Raw genomic sequence first — 15,741 nt, 5'->3', positions numbered from 1 at the left:
GGTCAGGCCCCCGTTCCGGTGGTCCGCGCGTCGCCGCGGGCGGCGGCGAGCCGGACCGCGTCGAGGATCTTCTCGTAGCCCGTGCAGCGGCACAGGTTGCCGGACAGCGCCTCGCGGATGTCCGCGTCGGCCGGCTGGGCGTTGCGCTCCAGCAGTTCGTCGGCGGCGACGAGCAGGCCGGGGGTGCAGAAGCCGCACTGCACGGCGCCCGCGTCGATGAACGCCTGCTGGATCGGCGCGAGTCCGGCCTGCTCCCCCGTCCGGCCGCCGGCGCCGGCCGGCTTGACCTGCCAGCGCCGCGCCGCGTCCAGGCTCGTACCGGACGCCTCGCCGGACGCCGCCGTAGCTGCCGCCGTGCCGCAGGCCCCGGTGGCGCATCCGCCGTGCCGCGCGCGCTGCTCGGCGAAGTCGGCCAGCCCTTCGACGGTGACGACCTCGCGGCCCTCGGCCTGACCGGCCGCGACCAGGCAGGAGCACACCGGCACGCCGTCCAGACGGACCGTGCAGGAGCCGCATTCGCCCTGCTCGCAGGCGTTCTTCGAGCCGGGCAGACCCATCCGCTCGCGCAGCACGTACAGCAGGCTCTCGCCCTCCCATACGTCGTCGGCCTGCTGCTCGCGGCCGTTGACGGTGAACTTCACGCGCACTGGGCGCTCCTCTCGTTGCCGCGGTAGGACTCCCAGGTCCAGCCGAGGGTGCGGCGCGCCATGATCCCCACCGCGTGGCGCCGGTACTTCGCGCTGCCGCGCACGTCGTCGATCGGGTTGCAGGCACCGGCCGCCAGCTCGGCGAACTGTTTCGCCGCGGACGGCGGTACGGGCCGCCCCGACTCCCAGCAGCCGCCCTCCTCCAGCGCCGCCGCCAGGAACTCCTCGGCGGCCCTGGCACGTACGGGGGTGGGCGCGGCCGAGCCGATGCCGGTCCGTACCGTCCGGGTGCGCGGGTGCAGCGCGAGGCCGAAGGCACAGACCGCGATGACCATCGCGTTGCGCGTGCCGACCTTGGAGAACTGCTGCGGGCCGTCCGCCTTCGGCAGGTGCACCGCGCGGATCAGCTCGTCCGGCTCCAGCGCGTTGCGCTTGACGCCCAGGTAGAAGGCGTCGATGGGGATCATGCGGCGGCCGCGTACCGACTCGGCCTCGACCTCGCCGCCGGAGGCGAGGAGCGCCGGGTGCGCGTCGCCCGCCGGGGAGGCGGTGCCGAGGTTGCCGCCGACGCCGCCGCGGTTGCGGATCTGCGGGGAGGCCACGGTGTGCGAGGCGAGCGCCAGGCCGGGCAGCTCGGTGCGCAGGTTCTCCATGATCTGCGTGTACGGCACGGACGCTCCCAGCCGTACGGTCTCCTCGCCCACCTCCCACTCCCGCAGGTCGTCCACGCGGTTCAGGTCGAGCAGGTACTCCGGGCGGCGGTGGTCGAAGTTGATCTCGACCATCACGTCGGTGCCGCCCGCGATCGGCACAGCGGTGGGGTGCTCGGCCTTGGCGGCGAGCGCCTCCTCCCAGCTGGCGGGCCGAAGGAAGTCCATACGGGGCTCTCTTCCACGAAACTTCGGTACGGCGGGGCGCCGGGCAGTCCAGGCACCGGCTCCGCTCGCGAATCAGGTCGTCCGCTGCCCGGGGCGAGGACGTTCGGCCCTCGCGTCCGCCGGGCTGTTCATGTCGTGTTTACGCGGTGGGGCCCAGTGAACGCGCCGGGCACCCGCCGGGTGCAGTCACCGAAACCATGAAGCGGTTGGCTGGCCACGGCGCATGTCTTGTAGATTCGAACGAAAGGCGGGGCCCAGAAACCTCGCGGCATTCCACCGGCAACACCGGACAGAGAAGAACGGCGGGCGAGAGACCATGCGGCTCCGCGCACTCCTGGACACCGGCCCCCTCGGCCTGCGGCTGCTGGGCGGCGAGGAGGAACTGGACCGGACCGTGCGCGGCGTGATGACCACCGACCTGCGCGACCCCAGCCGCTACCTGTCCGGCGGCGAACTGGTGCTCACCGGGCTGGCCTGGCGCCGCGAGCCGGCCGACTCCGAACGGTTCGTCCGCATCCTGGCCGCGGCCGGGGTCGCCGGACTGGCCGCGGGCGAGGCCGAGCTGGGCTCGGTCCCCGAGGACCTGGTGGCGGCCTGCGCCCGGCACCGCCTGCCCCTGTTCTCCGTCGTCGAGGCCGTCTCGTTCGCGTCGATCACCGAGTACGTCGTACGGCAGGTCTCCGGCGAGCGGGCGGGCGACCTGGCCGCCGTGGTGGACCGGCACCGCCGCCTGATGACGTCCGGGCCCGCCGGCGGCGGCCCGGAGGTCGTCCTGGACCTGCTCGGCTCCGACCTGGACCTGCGCGCCTGGGTACTGTCCCCCACCGGCCGGCAGATCGCCGGGTCCAGCCTGGCCGGCTCCGGCCCCGAGCTGCCCGTCGAGGTGGGCGCACGGCTGGCCGGCGAGCACCTGGCCGCATCCCGCACCGGCCGCCGCGGCCCCTGCCGCCTCCCGCTCGGCGGCACCACGTACTCCCTCTTCCCCATCCGCGGCACCGGCCGGGACCTGCGCGAGACCGTGCTGTCCGACTGGCTGCTGGCCGTCGAGGCGGACGCGGGCGACTGGGCCGAGGAGCGTCTGGACCTGCTGCACGGCGTCACCCAGCTGATCGCCGTCGAACGCGACCGCCGCGACGCGGCCCGTACGGTCCGCAGACGCCTCGCCCAAGAGGTCCTCGAACTGGTCCAGACGGGCGCCGCGCCCGCCGAGATCGCCGCCCGGCTGCGGGTGGCCGCCCCGGTGCTGCTGCCCGGTCTGGGCACCGCCCCGCACTGGCAGGTCGTCGTCGCCCGCGTCGAGTGGGAGGGCGGGGACGTGCCCGGCGGGCCGGTCGCCCAGTCCCTCCTGGAAGAGGTGCTGGTCGACCCCGGCACGTTCGGGCCCGACCCGTCCGACCGGATCGCCGTCGCGCACACCGGCGACGAGGCGGTGGCGCTGGTACCGCTGCCGGCCGTACCGGACGACGGGGACGCACGGGACGGCCGGGACGCGTCCGCCGCCGGTCTCCAGGCCGGCACCCTGCTGTCCGTCGTCCAGGAGCCGCTGACCCGCGGGCTGGCCGACGACGGGCGGCTGACCATCGGCGTCAGCGCCTCCGTCCATTCGGCGGAGGGCCTGCGCGGCGCCCTGGAGGAGGCCCGGCACGCCCGCCGGGTCGCCGCCGCCCGCCCCGGCCGGGTCTGCGCGGCGGGCCACGAGGAGCTGGCCTCGCACGTCCTGCTGCTGCCCTTCGTCCCCGACGACGTACGCCGCGCCTTCACGGCCCGCCTCCTGGACCCGCTGCGCGACTACGACCGCCGCCACCGCGCCGAACTGATCCCCACCCTGGAGGCGTTCCTCGACTGCGACGGCTCATGGACCCGCTGCGCCACCCGTCTCCACCTGCACGTCAACACCCTCCGCTACCGGGTCGGCCGCATCGAGCAGCTGACCGGACGCGATCTGGCGCGCCTGGAGGACAAGCTGGACTTCTTCCTGGCGCTGCGGATGAGCTGAGGCGTGTACATACGCGGGTGGGACGCGACGCATCTGCGGACGTCCGGCCCACCGCCTGCGCGACACCCCTCCGGCACCGGCTCGTCGGCGCCGGGCGGCAGGGCGCACATCCGGCCATAACGGAATGGCTCGTATGCGCCGTTCCGGCGGCCGATACGCAACTGGTCGCCGGGCGCCGTTAGTTGACTCCGTGTCAGCAGCGGCGAACCGTACCGGCGCGGCTTCACCCGTTCGGGGGTATCGCCGCAGCCCGGCTGAACAGCGCGTCCTGAGCGCACCGGCCCATGGGTCGCCGGGCCCCGCCCGTTTCCCGCGCGGGCCGTCAACCCCGTAGCGCGTCCAAGAGATTGTGAAATCATTCACCTTCCCCCTTGGCCGGGCGGCGGAATCCGTGCTGAGATGCGCCCACTGCTTCTCAGGTCCAGCTCAACGGTGCGCTCGGGGAGGGCAATGTGGCGGACACCGCCATGTCAGGAGCCGCAGGATCCGCGGAACCGGCGGGAACCGCGGAACCGGCGAGATCCGCGGAAACCGCGGCGACCGCGGGACCGGAGCCGGGAATTCCGGCAGCCAGGTCGGCGGCCGGGGCGGACGCCCTGGACCGTGCCGTGTGGCGGCTGCGGTCACGGGGCTGCTGGGACGACGCGGCGGCACTGCTGGAACCCCACGCGGCGGGCTTCCCCCGTACGCGATCCGCCGCGCCGCACTCCTCGTGGAGCGCTGCATGTTCACCGCCACCGGGTGGGCGGCGGCCGAGGACGCGCTGCGCGCCGCCGAGGCGCTGGCCGGCGACAACGACGAGCGCGGCGCCGCGGCCTGCGAGCGCGGCCAGCTGGCGTACGCCGCCACGGTCCTCGGCGTGCGCGACCGCGCCGACGAGGCCCGCTCCGCGCTCGGCCGCGCCGCGGCGCTGCTGGCACCGGCGGCACCCGGCCGCCCGATGCTGGACTTCCGGCGCGGCCTGATGGCCGAACACGTCGCCGACAGCCCGGAGTCCGCCCGCGCCGCCTACCGCCGCGCCCACGCGGGCGCCACCGCGCACGGCGACACCCTGCTGCTGTCCTTCACCTGGCGCCACCTCGCCGGGCTGGCCCTGCGCGACGGCGAGCTGGCGGAGGCCCGGCACGGCTTCGGCGAATCGCTGCGCATCCGCGAGGAGCTGGGCTTCCTGGTCGGTACGGCACCGGCGCTGGTCGCCCTCGCCGACGCGGCCCCGCCGGAGGAGGCGGCGGGACTGCGCGCCGAGGCCGCCCGCCTGTTCCGGCTCATGGGCGGCGTACCGACCTGGCTCGCCGAGCACCTCGCCGACGCGCCGGCGGCGCCCGCGCCGTCGTAGGGCACGGCATGCCACGCTGCCGGGGGCGCGGCAGGGGCATATGTCACTCCGCGCGTCCCACGGACCCCGAATTTGGCCTCAAGTCGCACTGTCCGTCGGCGACTTGGCACTGGATGCTGGTGCGGTCGACTCCCGACCTTCGGCAGCGCCTTTCAGGAGGCCACACCTTGGCAGCAGGAGCACCGCACCCATCGGCCGGCCCGGACTGGGGAAAGGCGGATTTCGAGGCCATCTACGACCGTCCCGACCCGCGCACGTACTTCCGGACGCTGCGCCCGCTCGACTATCAGATCCCGCACCACGGCCAGGGCGTCTTCCGCGCCCTGGCCGAGTCCCTGCAACGACGGCGCCCCGGCCGTCCGCCGCTCCAGGTCGTCGACCTGTGCTGTTCCTACGGCGTCAACGCCGCGCTGCTGAACCACAAGCTGAGCCTCGTCGACCTGTACGATCGGTACACCGACGCCCAGGAGACCGGCGGTCTGGCGCCGGGCCGGCTGGCCTCCGAGGACCGGGCGTTCTTCGACGAACTGCGCCGTCCGGAAGCGGTACGGATCCTCGGCATCGACGCGGCCCGGCACGCGGTCGGCTACGCCGAGCGGGTGGGCCTGCTGGACGCCGGGTTCGCCGAGAACCTGGAGGCCGCCGAGCCCACCGCGCGGCTGCGCGCCGCCATGGCCGGTACCGATCTGATCACCGTGACGGGCGGCGTGGGCTACATCTCCGCCACCACCTTCGGCCGGCTGCTCGCCTGTACGCCCGCCCCGCCCTGGGTCGCCGCGTTCGTCCTGCGGACCGTGTCGTACGCGCCGGTCGCCGCGCTGCTCGCGGACGCGGGCCTGGTGACCGAGCAGCTGCCCGTACGCACCTTCCGCCAGCGCCGGTTCGCCGACCTCGCGGAGCGCCGGGCCGCCTTCGGCGCGCTCCAGGACCGGGGCCTGGACACCACCGGCAAGGAGTCGGACGGCTTCTACCACGCGGACCTCTATCTCTCCCGGCCCGCGGCGGACGTGGCGGCGCTGCCGCTGGAGCGGCTGATCCCCTGAGGCGCGCCGTCGCCCAGTGGCGCGCCGCTGCCCGGACGCGCGCCGCCGCTCAGTGCGCGCGGCGGGCGGACGCCAGGTGTTCGCGGGCGATCCGCTCGACGATCGCGTACTCCCTGGCCATCAGGGCGTCCAGCAGCGCCGTGTGCTCGGACGCGGCGGCGAGCAGGTCGGCGGTGCGGGGCGGGGCGCCGCCGGGCGCCGGCCACTGCGTACGGCGGTGCAGGTCGTCGGCGACCAGGAGGAGCTGGCGGTTGCCGGTGAGCGCGAGCAGCGCGTGGTGGAAGGCGTGGTCGGCCTCCGTGTAACCGGCGCGGTCGCCGCGGGCGGCGGCCGCGACGCCGGCGGCGGCCAGCGGGCGCAGCTCCTCCCAGCGCTCGGCCGGCAGCGCCCGCGCCAGTCGCAGCAGCGCCGGTATCTCCAGCATGGCGCGCACTTCGGCCAGCTCCGCGAGGTCGCGGTGGGTGCGTTCGGCGATGCGGAAGCCGCGGTTCGGGGCGACTTCGACCGCGCCTTCCCCGGCCAGCGTCTGCATGGCCTCCCGGACGGGCGTGGCGGAGACGCCGTAGCGGACGGCGAGCGCGGGGGCCGAATAGACCTCGCCGGGGCGCAGTTCGCCGCACATCAGGGCTTCGCGGAGGGCGGCGAGCACCTGGCCGCGTACGGAATGCCGTTGCGGCTGCTTGCGCGGTACGGCGTCGGCGGGGGAAGCGGGGGCCGGGACCGCCGCGCCTCCCCGTACGCCGCCGTGCGCCGCCCTGGAGGGAGCCGCAAGAGGGGACAGCGGCACGGGCACGAACGCCGTGGCGGGGTCGGGCACGCCGGGGTCGTGCTCGTACGCGGTGTCCGGCGCGCCGGGGCCGGCGGGCACGGCGGGATGCCGCGCGGGCACGTCGCGTCCGGTGTGCTCGCCCCGCACGGGCAGCGAGCCGCCCTGCGCGGGCACCTGGGCGCGCAGCCGCGGCGCCGGTTCCGCTCTGCCCTGCTCCATACGGGTTCCTCCTCACGTCCTCCAGCACCATAGGCGCCCCCTGTGACAGTTCAAACCCGGCTCAAAACCACTGAAGATCGGGTAAGGTAAGCCTTACCTGCCAACGGACGTGATATCGGTGGTGCCCCGCATGGCCTCTCTGCTCGCCGCCCGGCCGCGCATCGAGCCCTTCGCCGGGGCGTACGCCCGGCTGACCGAGGTGTTCCCCACACTGAAGGTGACCGACTGGGAGACGGCGGCACCGCACGGCGAGGGCTGGGTGACGGCCGCCGGGCTGGCCACCGACCCCGCGGCTCTGGACGCCTTCCTGGCCTGGGACGACGCGCAGGTGGTGGCGGACTACGGACAACGGGCCCGCCCCGACGTCGTCGCGACCTTCGCGCTGCACCGTTACGCCTGGCCCGCCTGCCTGCTGATCACCATCCCCTGGTTCCTGCGCCGGCGGGTGCCGCGACTGCCCGTCGGGGCCGTCGCCCACCACCGCGAGCAGGGCCGGATGGCCGTACGGGTGCACTCGTTCGCGTGCCTGCCCGGCGACCCGGCGGCGGAGCTGCCCGGCGCCCGGGTCGTCCCGGACGAGGAGGCCCTGCGCGCCGAGGTGCGGGAGGCGGTCGCCGAGCACCTCGGGCCGGTCCTGGAGGCCTTCCGGCCCCGGATGCGGCGCGGCCCCCGGGCCCTGTGGGGCATGGTGTCGGACGAGATCGCCGAGGGCCTGTGGTACCTGGGGCACCTGCTGGGCGAGGAGCCGCGGGCGGTGGCCGAACTGAAGCGGCTGCTGCCGGGCGGCACGGCCCCGTACCCGGGCGGCGCCGCCTTCCGCGAGCTGACCGGTCCGGACGGCGCGGCGCTGCCCACCCGGGACCGGGCGAGCTGCTGCATGTTCTACACGCTGCGCCCCGAGGACACCTGTGTGACCTGCCCGCGTACGTGCGACGCGGATCGCATCAGCCGCCTCACCGCAACCACCTGACACCCACACCACCCGATCGAGTCGTCGAATTCGAACTCAACCCTGTCTTCTTCCAAGGGAGTTCGAGCCGGACCCACCCATCCGTAGGTCCCCGCACTCCCTTGCGGTGCTCTTGCCCCGAAACCCTTCGGAGCGACGGACGGATTCCGCCAGGATGTCGCGCGAAACCGCGTACGCCGAGGCAAGGGGTCCCTGGATGAGAATGACCGATATATCGCTTAATTGGCTGGCTCCGGGGGTGCTGCTGCTCGTCGGCATCCTCTCCGCCGTGTTCGTGGTCCTGCGCGGCAAGCGCTCGTCCGAAACGGCGGCCGGGGGCGAGGACTCCTGGGAGCGCGGCGAAGAACGCAAGCGCCGCAAGGAGGCGGTCTACGGCACCGCCTCGTACCTGCTGCTGTTCTGCTGCGCCGCGGTGGCGGCGGCCCTCTCCTTCCACGGGCTGGTCGGCTTCGGCGTGACCAACCTCAACCTCTCCGGAGGCTGGGAGTACCTGGTGCCGTTCGGGCTCGACGGCGCGGCGATGTTCTGCTCCGTGCTCGCCGTGCGCGAGGCCAGCCACGGTGACGCGGCGCTCGGCTCGCGCCTGCTCGTCTGGCTGTTCGCCGGGGCCGCCGCCTGGTTCAACTGGGTGCACGCGCCCCGCGGCTTCGGCCACGACGGCGCGCCCCAGTTCTTCGCCGGGATGTCCCTGTCGGCGGCGGTCCTCTTCGACCGGGCGCTCAAGCAGACCCGGCGGGCCGCGCTGCGCGAACAGGGCCTGGTGCCGCGTCCGCTGCCGCAGATCCGCGTCGTGCGGTGGCTGCGGGCCCCCGGGAGACCTTCGGTGCCTGGTCGCTGATGCTGCTGGAAGGCGTACGGACGCTGGACGAGGCGGTCGAAGAGGTACGCGAGGACCGGCGGCAGAAGGAGCAGAACCGTCACCGCAGGCGGGAGCGGGACAAGCTGGACCGCGCCCGTATCAAGGCGATCAACCGCCAGCACCGGCACTGGAGCCGCGGCCGCGGCGGCCGGCAGGTCCCGCTGACGGCGGGCGTCCCGACGGCCCACGGCTCCCCCGCCGCCGCGCAGCAGGCCGGCGCGGAACCTGCGATAGCCGGCGACCCGGAATCCCTGCCGCCCGGAGCGTTGTCCACGGGGTCCGACCCACTGCATCCGGCCGGTTCCCGCCCGGCGCTGAAGGCCGTGCACGGCCCCGGCGCCGACCCGGCGGGCCCGTACCGGCGGACCGTGGACCTGACCGCCGAGGACGACACCCAGGCACTGCCCCGGCTGGACTCCCTGGAGGAGAAACTGGCCCAGATCGAGAAGCAGTTCGGCTGACCCGCGGCGGACCGTGCCCGCACCCCCGGCCTTTCGTCAGGCCGGTCCGCCGCCCAGCTCGAACCAGACGCACTTGCCCACGCCGTGGGCCTTGACCCCCACGCGTCCGCGAGGGAGTGCACCAGCATCAGCCCCCTTCCCGAGGTGCCGTCCGTCGTCGGCGGACGCAGCCTGGGCCGCCGCCCGACGAAGTCCCGTACCTCCACCCGTAGTCGGTCGGTGACCGTGGCGGTCACGACGGCGCTCCCGTTCGTGTGCACGAGAGCGTTGGTGACCAGCTCGCTGATGAGCAGTTCCGCTATGTCGGCGTCCCCGCACTCCCCCACTGGCGCAGCAGCTGACGCAGCTCGGCGCGTACGCCCGCCACCGCCGTCAGATCCGCACGCCGCAGTGTGCGTTCCATCGTCCCCGGCAGCCGGGTACCGTTGCGGACGCCGGCGCGTCCGTCCACCGGTCCGGCTCTGTCCTCGCGCCGCACAGACTGACGCTTCATCCTCCCCGCCCCGTACGCATTTCCGTGCCGTGGTCTCGAACAGCTTCACGGTCATGCATTCCCACCCGACCCGCCGCCATGCTTCGGCCCGCCAGACGGCACGGCAGCAGGCCGCAGGCATGTGCCCGCGGCTCACCTCGGGGAACGTCCGGTCAGCGGCCGTACTCGATCTCCGCCGGGGGCCGGGTCCGCCCGCTCAAGGGCGCGGGATGTTGCGGAGGTTGGAACGGGCCATCTGGAGCATCCGGCCGACCCCGCCGTCCAGCACGATCTTGCCGGCCGAGAGCGCGAAGCCCTGGACCATGTCCTTGCTGATCTTCGGCGGCATGGAGAGCGCGTTGGGGTCGGTGACGATGTCGACCAGGGCCGGGCCCTTGTGCTTGAAGGCGTCGCGCAGCGCGCCGCGCAGCTCCTTGGGCTTCTCCACCCGTACGCCGTGCGCCCCGGCGGCCCGCGCGATGGCGGCGAAGTCCGGGTTGTGGTTGTCGGTCCCGTAGGCGGGCAGGCCGGCGACCATCATCTCCAGCTCGACCATGCCGAGCGAGGAGTTGTTGAAGAGGATCACCTTCACCGGCAGGTCGTGCTGGACGAGGGTCAGGAAGTCGCCCATCAGCATGGAGAAGCCGCCGTCGCCGGACATCGAGACGACCTGGCGGCGCCGGTCGGTGAACTGCGCGCCGATCGCCTGCGGCAGGGCGTTGGCCATCGATCCGTGGGTGAAGGAACCGATCACACGGCGGCGGCCGTTGGGACTGATGTAGCGCGCCGCCCAGACATTGCACATCCCCGTGTCGACAGTGAAGATCGCATCCTCCGCCGCCTCCTCGTCCAGCACGGAGGCGACGTACTCGGGGTGGATCGGCGTGTGCTTGTCGACCTTGCGGGTGTAGGCCTTGACGACGCCTTCCAGGGCGTCGGCATGCTTCTTGAGCATCCGGTCGAGGAACTTGCGGCTCTTCTTGGGCGTGACGCGCGGGTTGAGGCAGCGCAGCGTCTCGCGTACGTCCCCCCAGACGGCGAGGTCCAGCTTGGAGCGCCGCCCCAGCCGCTCTGGGCGCACGTCGACCTGCACGATCTTCACATCGTCCGGCAGGAAGGCGTTGTACGGGAAGTCCGTGCCCAGCAGGATCAGCAGATCGCACTCGTGTGTCGCCTCGTAGGCCGCGCCGTAGCCGAGCAGGCCGCTCATGCCGACGTCGTACGGATTGTCGTACTGGATCCACTCCTTGCCGCGCAGCGCGTGCCCCACCGGGTCCTTGAGGCGCTCGGCGAACTCCATCACCTCGGCGTGCGCCCCCGCGGTGCCGCTGCCGCAGAAGAGCGTGACCTTGCCGGCGTCCTCGATCATCCGGACCAGCTGGTCGATCTCCGCGTCACCGGGGCGTACGGAGGGGCGCGAGGTGACCAGCGCGGTCTCGATGGAGCGCTCGGGCGCCTCCTCGTCGGCGATGTCGCCGGGCAGCGAGACGACCGCGACGCCGCTGAGTCCGATGGCGTTCTGCACGGCGGTCTGGAGCACCCGCGGCATCTGGTCGCGGGTGGAGATCATCTCGCTGTAGTGGCTGCATTCGGTGAACAGCCGGTCGGGGTGGGTCTCCTGGAAGAAGCCGGTGCCGATCTCGCTGGAGGGGATGTGCGAGGCGAGCGCGAGCACCGGGGCCATCGAGCGGTGGGCGTCGAAGAGGCCGTTGATCAGGTGCAGGTTGCCGGGGCCGCAGGAGCCCGCGCAGGCCGTCAGCCGCCCGGTGATCTGCGCCTCGGCGCCCGCCGCGAAGGCGGCGACCTCTTCGTGGCGGACCTGTACCCAGTCGATCGCGGCGTTGCGGCGGATCGCGTCGACGACGGGATTGAGGCTGTCGCCGACGACCCCGTAGAGCCGCCGCACGCCGGCGCGCACCAGAATGTCGACGAACTGCCCGGCCACGGTCTGTTTCGCCATGTCGCCTCGCTCCTCCGGTGCTGGACCGAGGGGCAGACACGCGCCCGACCATGGCCCTTTTGCGGCATTCCTCTCGGTTCTACCACTCCCTCCGAGCCGTGTCCGGCCGGACTACGCCTGCCGCGTCACTCGGACACCGCCACGCCTGCCGCGTCACTCCGGTGCCGCCGTGACGGGCGCGTCACCACCGCTGCGCCGCGCCCGTCGCGTCACTCGGGCTCCTCCGCGGCCATCCCGTCGCGCCCTTCCCAGACCGCCACGGCCGTACGATCCTGGCCGTACCCCTCCGCGTGCAGCCGGACGTCGGCCAGGAAGGACGCGAGGTCCGGTGCCCCGACGCCCGACCAGCGGGCCGCCAGCCGGCCCGCGAAACCGGCCGCCTCGGTCAGCGGGCCGGCGAACCCGGGGCTGCACAGCAGCAAGGCGTCGCCGGGCCGGGTCACACAGGCCCGGAAGCGGAACGGCTCCGGCCACGTCTGCGGCACGGACTCGTACGGCGGACGCCAGTGCTGCCCGGACGGCGCCAGCGGCAGGCCGGGGAGGGTGCCGCCCGGGGCCGGGCTGGACGGGGTGAGGCCGGGGCCCGGGCCCTCGAACGGCAGGCGCAGGTCGGGGCGGGTGTCGGACGGCAGGCGGAGGCCGGGCCCGGCGTCGGACGGCAGGCGAAGGTCGGGCCCGGCGTCGGACGGCAGGCACAGGTCGGGGCGGGTGTCGGACGGCCGCTGGACGCCCCGGTAGAACACGTCCGTGGCGGGGTCGCCGGGAACCGGCCAGGGTGGCGTGTCGCCCGGCGCCTCCTGCGCGTGAGGCTCGCCGCCTGCGGAGCCGTCTCCCGGCTGCCCGGCAGCCACCGCATCGGCCCCGGCGGCCGCCTCGTCGTCCCGGGGCGGCGAGGGCTCCAGGTCGTGCCAGGCGCCGTTGCGCAGCCGGAGGAACCCGCCCGCGCCGACGCCGAAGAACACCCGGGTGCGGCAGGCCGGATCGGCGGGCAGCAACAGGCAGCGCAGCGCCGCCGTGTACTGCTCGGGTTCCATGCCGTGCTCGCCCGCGTACGCGCGGAGCCTGCCGTAACTGCGGTCGGTGAGGCGGTGCAGGCCGGACTTCAGGGCGCAGCGGTCGCCCGTACGGATGTCCTCGGCCAGCCGGGGACAGCTGCGGCCGATGGCGCCGCCGATCCAGCGGCAGACGTCGCGGGCGGCGCGGTGCGCGCCCGCGTACGCGTACGCACCGCCGTTGCCGCCGGCCGCGGTGGCCATCGCGACCAGGATCAGGGCGTGCTGCCCGGCGCCGAACCGGGCGGTGAGCAGGGCGTCCCCGCGTGGCTCGGCCCGGCGGCGGGCCGCTTCGCCGCGCAGCGAGGCGGCCCGCAGGGTGAGCGGGCCGTGTCCGGCGCCGTCCAGTTCCGTGTCGGGCACGAGGTCGTCGAGCGCGGCCGGGTCCGCGGTGGGCAGGGCCATCGGCTCAGGGCCGGAGGCAGGGGCTGCGGGCGGTCCGGGGGCGGGCCCGGACTCCGCTTCCCGGGCCGGGCCCACCCCCGTGGCGTCCTCGGTGGCCGACCCGGCCCCGGGTGTCCGGCTCACCGCGCGGAAGGCGGAGTCCACACGGTCGTCGAGCGTGTCCGGGGCCGTCGCGGGGCCGGTGTCCCGCGCCGCTTCGCCGTGATCCTCGTACAACTCCCGCCACCAGGAGTTCTCGTGGTGGCGCCGATCCCCCTGTGGGTTCATGCGGCGTATTGTCCACCGGCCGGCGTCCTGGAGACAGGGGCGCGGAAGGCACCCGGCGGGCTGCCCGGCGGGTACGCGCCACGGAGGGCACCCGGCCGGTTCGGGCCACGGCGGTCGGCGCGTCCCGGCCCCGGCGGCGCGATCACAGCGCCCGGTGCCGGCGGTCCGGCCACGGACACCCCTTGCCGGACGCCCAGCCCCGGACGCCCAGCCCCGGGCCCCCAGCCCCGGACGCCCGGTCCCGGCTCCCGGCCCCGGCCGAGGAGCGCGCCGGGCCCGCTTCCGGCACGCTGGGCCCATGGGCGTGTGGCAGTTGCTCGCGGTCGGTCTCGTCTTCCTGCTCGGCCTGCTCGGCGTGCTGGTCCCCGGGGTGCCGGGACCGCCGATCGTCTGGGCGGGCGTGCTGTGGTGGGCGATGACCGAGCAGTCCGCCCTGGCCTGGTACGTCCTGTTCGGCGCGAGCGCCGTGCTGCTGGTCGGCCAGGTCCTGAAGTGGCTGCTGCCGCCGCGCGACCCGAAGGCCGCGGGCGCGCCGTACCGCACGCTGTTCCTGGCGGGTGTCGCGGGGATCGCCGGTTTCTTCCTCGTGCCCGTGGTGGGGGCCGTGCTGGGCTCCGTCGGTGTGCTGTACCTGCTGGAGCGGCAGCGGCTGGGCAGTCACGGCGACGCGTGGGCCGCCACCCGTACGGCCATGCGGTCCATCGGGCTCGCCGTGCTGACCGAGCTCCTCGCCTGCCTGCTGGTGGTGGGCGCCTGGACGGGCGCGGTCATCGCGAGCTGACCCGCCCGGGGGCCGGGGCCCCTCTCCTGCCACAGGTGGTGCAGGGCGTACGACCGCCACGGCCGCCACGCCTCCCGGGCCGCCCCGTCGCTGTCGCCGTCCACCGGTCCCACGTCCGGATCGCCCAGCGCCCGCATCCTGATGTACGCGGCGGCCGCCGGGCCCACGCCGGGCAGACCGCTCAGTGCCCGTCCGGCGGCTTCCCGGTCCGCGCCCGCGTCGAGCGTGACCGTGCCGTCCGCGAGGGCGACGCACAGGGTGCGCACCGCCTCCGGCACCCCGGCGCCGGTCAGCGCGGCAGGCTCAGGAAAGAGGTGGGTCAGCGCGCCGTCCGCCGCGTCCAGAGGCTTCCCGTACGCCCGTACCAGCTCGGCGGCGCGCTCGGGCGCCCCGCCGAGGACGGTCCGTACGGCCAGTTCCTCCGGGTCGGCGGCGCCCGGCGACCGCAGCCCGGGGCGGGCCGCGACGAGCGGGCCGAGCAGCGGGTCCGCGCCCAGCCGCTCGGCGACGGCGAACGGGTCGGCGTCCAGATCGAACAGGCGGCGCATCCGCTGGACGGCGGTGGACAGGTCCCGCAGGTCGGTCAGGTGCAGCCGGCATTCCAGCCAGCCGCCGTCCGCGCCCCGGGCGGCCGGGCACACCAGTCCGGCGCGCGGCCGGCGCGGTGGCCGGGCCCCGGTGTACTCGTCGACCTCGGCGACGCCGCTGCCGTGTGCCAGGCGCAGCGTACGGCGGTACGTACGGGCGCCCCGGCCACCGCGTACTTCCTCCACGCCGGGCACGGCGCGCGCCTGGAGGAAGTCGAAGATCTCGGCGGCCGCGTACGGCCCTCGGTAGGCGAGCCGCAACGGCACCCCGGTCGGCTGCGCCTGCCGCCCGGCACCGGACCCGCCCCTCCCCCTGCTGACGCGGGTCCCCGCCGCCGCACGCAGCTCACTCGGCGTACTGGCGTAAATCTCCCGCATCGTGTCGTTGAACTGCCGGATGCTGGCGAATCCGGCGGCGAAGGCCAGGTCGGTGACCGGCAGGCCGGTGGTCTGGAGCAGCAGGCGGGCGGTGTGCGCACGCCGGGCCCGTGCCAGGGCCACCGGCCCGGCACCCAGCTCGGCGGTGAGCTGCCGCTGCACCTGCCGCGCGCTGTACCCCAGCCGCCGCGCAAGTCCGCCGACGCCCTCCCGGTCGACCACACCGTCGCCGATGAAGCGCATGGCACGGCCGACCAGGTCCGCCCGGACGTTCCACTCCGCCGACCCCGGCGCGGCATCCGGCCGACACCGGCGACAGGCCCGGAACCCGGCGCCCTGCGCGGCCGCCGCGGACGGGTAGAACCGCACGTTGGCACGCTTGGGAGTGACGGCCGGGCAGCTCGGGCGGCAGTAGATCCCGGTCGTCACGACGGCGAAGAAGAACTCTCCGTCGAAGCGCGCGTCCCGGCTGGACACCGCCTCGTACCTGGTCTCGTCATCCATCACACGCTCCAGTGTGCGCCACCAGCCGCACAGCTTCTGGCGGGAAACGGACATCGCGCTGGGGCGGGCCCCTTGTCCGGTTCGCCCACCGAGGCCCGGAAACGCCTACTCCTCAGAAGGCGGCTCCCGGCCCTCCCGCGCCGGAGACGAAGGCACA

The 15,741-nt window shown here is 74.6% G+C and carries 9 protein-coding genes and 4 pseudogenes; 6 read left to right on the top strand and 7 right to left on the bottom strand.

Features of this window, described 5'->3' with window-relative positions:
* Window positions 1-2: 2 nt before the first annotated feature.
* The gene (locus ACEXOX_RS37475) at window positions 3-647 is read right to left on the bottom strand and encodes a (2Fe-2S)-binding protein (protein WP_406525245.1); all 645 of its coding nucleotides are present in this window, start codon (window positions 645-647) and stop codon (window positions 3-5) included.
* Window positions 638-1,525: an FAD binding domain-containing protein gene (locus ACEXOX_RS37470; RefSeq protein ID WP_406525244.1), complete on the bottom strand. Its 888-nt coding sequence runs from the start codon at window positions 1,523-1,525 to the stop codon at window positions 638-640. Before ACEXOX_RS37470 ends, ACEXOX_RS37475 begins: the two co-directional genes overlap by 10 nt.
* 316 nt (window positions 1,526-1,841) lie before the next feature.
* Here ACEXOX_RS37470 and ACEXOX_RS37465 point away from each other — a divergent pair, with 316 nt between their 5' ends.
* From ACEXOX_RS37465 to ACEXOX_RS37455, 3 genes and pseudogenes are all read left to right on the top strand, one after another.
* Window positions 1,842-3,521, top strand: coding sequence for a PucR family transcriptional regulator (locus ACEXOX_RS37465; protein WP_406525243.1), 1,680 nt, complete (start codon window positions 1,842-1,844; stop codon window positions 3,519-3,521).
* A 467-nt stretch (window positions 3,522-3,988) separates the two neighbouring features.
* Window positions 3,989-4,857: pseudogene (locus ACEXOX_RS37460) on the top strand (hypothetical protein).
* 167 nt (window positions 4,858-5,024) lie between these two features.
* Window positions 5,025-5,900 carry a hypothetical protein gene (locus ACEXOX_RS37455; protein WP_406525242.1) on the top strand — a complete coding sequence of 292 codons (876 nt, stop codon included), beginning with the start codon at window positions 5,025-5,027 and terminating at the stop codon, window positions 5,898-5,900.
* Window positions 5,901-5,949: 49 nt separating this feature from the next.
* On the opposite strand, the gene ACEXOX_RS37450 is transcribed toward ACEXOX_RS37455, so the two are convergent.
* Window positions 5,950-6,717, bottom strand: a complete 768-nt coding sequence (locus ACEXOX_RS37450; protein WP_406526590.1) for a GntR family transcriptional regulator — start codon at window positions 6,715-6,717, stop codon at window positions 5,950-5,952.
* A 301-nt stretch (window positions 6,718-7,018) separates the two neighbouring features.
* Between ACEXOX_RS37450 and ACEXOX_RS37445 the strand changes: the two genes are divergently transcribed.
* Window positions 7,019-7,858: a (2Fe-2S)-binding protein gene (locus tag ACEXOX_RS37445; RefSeq protein ID WP_406525241.1), complete on the top strand. Its 840-nt coding sequence runs from the start codon at window positions 7,019-7,021 to the stop codon at window positions 7,856-7,858.
* A gap of 196 nt (window positions 7,859-8,054) precedes the next feature.
* Window positions 8,055-9,178, top strand: a pseudogene (locus ACEXOX_RS37440) (DUF2637 domain-containing protein).
* Window positions 9,179-9,214: 36 nt separating this feature from the next.
* On the opposite strand, the pseudogene ACEXOX_RS37435 reads toward ACEXOX_RS37440, so the two are convergent.
* The 3 genes and pseudogenes from ACEXOX_RS37435 to ACEXOX_RS37425 all read right to left on the bottom strand — a co-directional run bounded on the left by ACEXOX_RS37435 (window position 9,215) and on the right by ACEXOX_RS37425 (window position 13,334).
* A pseudogene (locus tag ACEXOX_RS37435) lies at window positions 9,215-9,581 on the bottom strand (ATP-binding protein).
* A gap of 286 nt (window positions 9,582-9,867) precedes the next feature.
* On the bottom strand, window positions 9,868-11,610 hold the full coding sequence (locus ACEXOX_RS37430) for a pyruvate dehydrogenase (protein ID WP_406525240.1): 1,743 nt from the start codon (window positions 11,608-11,610) through the stop codon (window positions 9,868-9,870).
* Between the two features lie 209 nt (window positions 11,611-11,819).
* Entirely contained in the window at window positions 11,820-13,334 is a 1,515-nt protein-coding gene (locus ACEXOX_RS37425) for a protein phosphatase 2C domain-containing protein (protein ID WP_406525239.1), read from the bottom strand.
* A gap of 298 nt (window positions 13,335-13,632) precedes the next feature.
* On the opposite strand from ACEXOX_RS37425, the pseudogene ACEXOX_RS37420 reads away from it, so the two are divergent.
* Window positions 13,633-14,109, top strand: a pseudogene (locus ACEXOX_RS37420) (DUF456 domain-containing protein); the annotation flags it as partial.
* Here ACEXOX_RS37420 and ACEXOX_RS37415 read toward each other — a convergent pair.
* Window positions 13,992-15,584 carry a DNA-3-methyladenine glycosylase 2 family protein gene (locus ACEXOX_RS37415; RefSeq protein WP_406526589.1) on the bottom strand — a complete coding sequence of 531 codons (1,593 nt, stop codon included), beginning with the start codon at window positions 15,582-15,584 and terminating at the stop codon, window positions 13,992-13,994. The pseudogene ACEXOX_RS37420 and the gene ACEXOX_RS37415 sit on opposite strands and share 118 nt — an antisense overlap.
* Window positions 15,585-15,741: the final 157 nt, after the last annotated feature.

The sequence above is a fragment of the Streptomyces sp. Ac-502 genome (genome assembly GCF_045222935.1).
GTDB lineage: Bacteria > Actinomycetota > Actinomycetes > Streptomycetales > Streptomycetaceae > Streptomyces > Streptomyces monomycini.
Note: the sequence above shows the minus strand (reverse complement) of the source record. Positions and strands in the feature narration are given on the sequence as shown.

Excerpts from the sequence above, each read along its gene's own strand:
- ACEXOX_RS37430 (WP_406525240.1), bottom strand. The coding sequence starts at position 11,610 with ATGGCGAAACAGACCGTGGCCGGGCAGTTCGTCGACATTCTGGTGCGC.
- ACEXOX_RS37415 (WP_406526589.1), bottom strand. The coding sequence starts at position 15,584 with ATGGATGACGAGACCAGGTACGAGGCGGTGTCCAGCCGGGACGCGCGC.
- ACEXOX_RS37445 (WP_406525241.1), top strand. The coding sequence starts at position 7,019 with ATGGCCTCTCTGCTCGCCGCCCGGCCGCGCATCGAGCCCTTCGCCGGG.
- ACEXOX_RS37425 (WP_406525239.1), bottom strand. The coding sequence starts at position 13,334 with ATGAACCCACAGGGGGATCGGCGCCACCACGAGAACTCCTGGTGGCGG.
- ACEXOX_RS37465 (WP_406525243.1), top strand. The coding sequence starts at position 1,842 with ATGCGGCTCCGCGCACTCCTGGACACCGGCCCCCTCGGCCTGCGGCTG.
- ACEXOX_RS37470 (WP_406525244.1), bottom strand. The coding sequence starts at position 1,525 with ATGGACTTCCTTCGGCCCGCCAGCTGGGAGGAGGCGCTCGCCGCCAAG.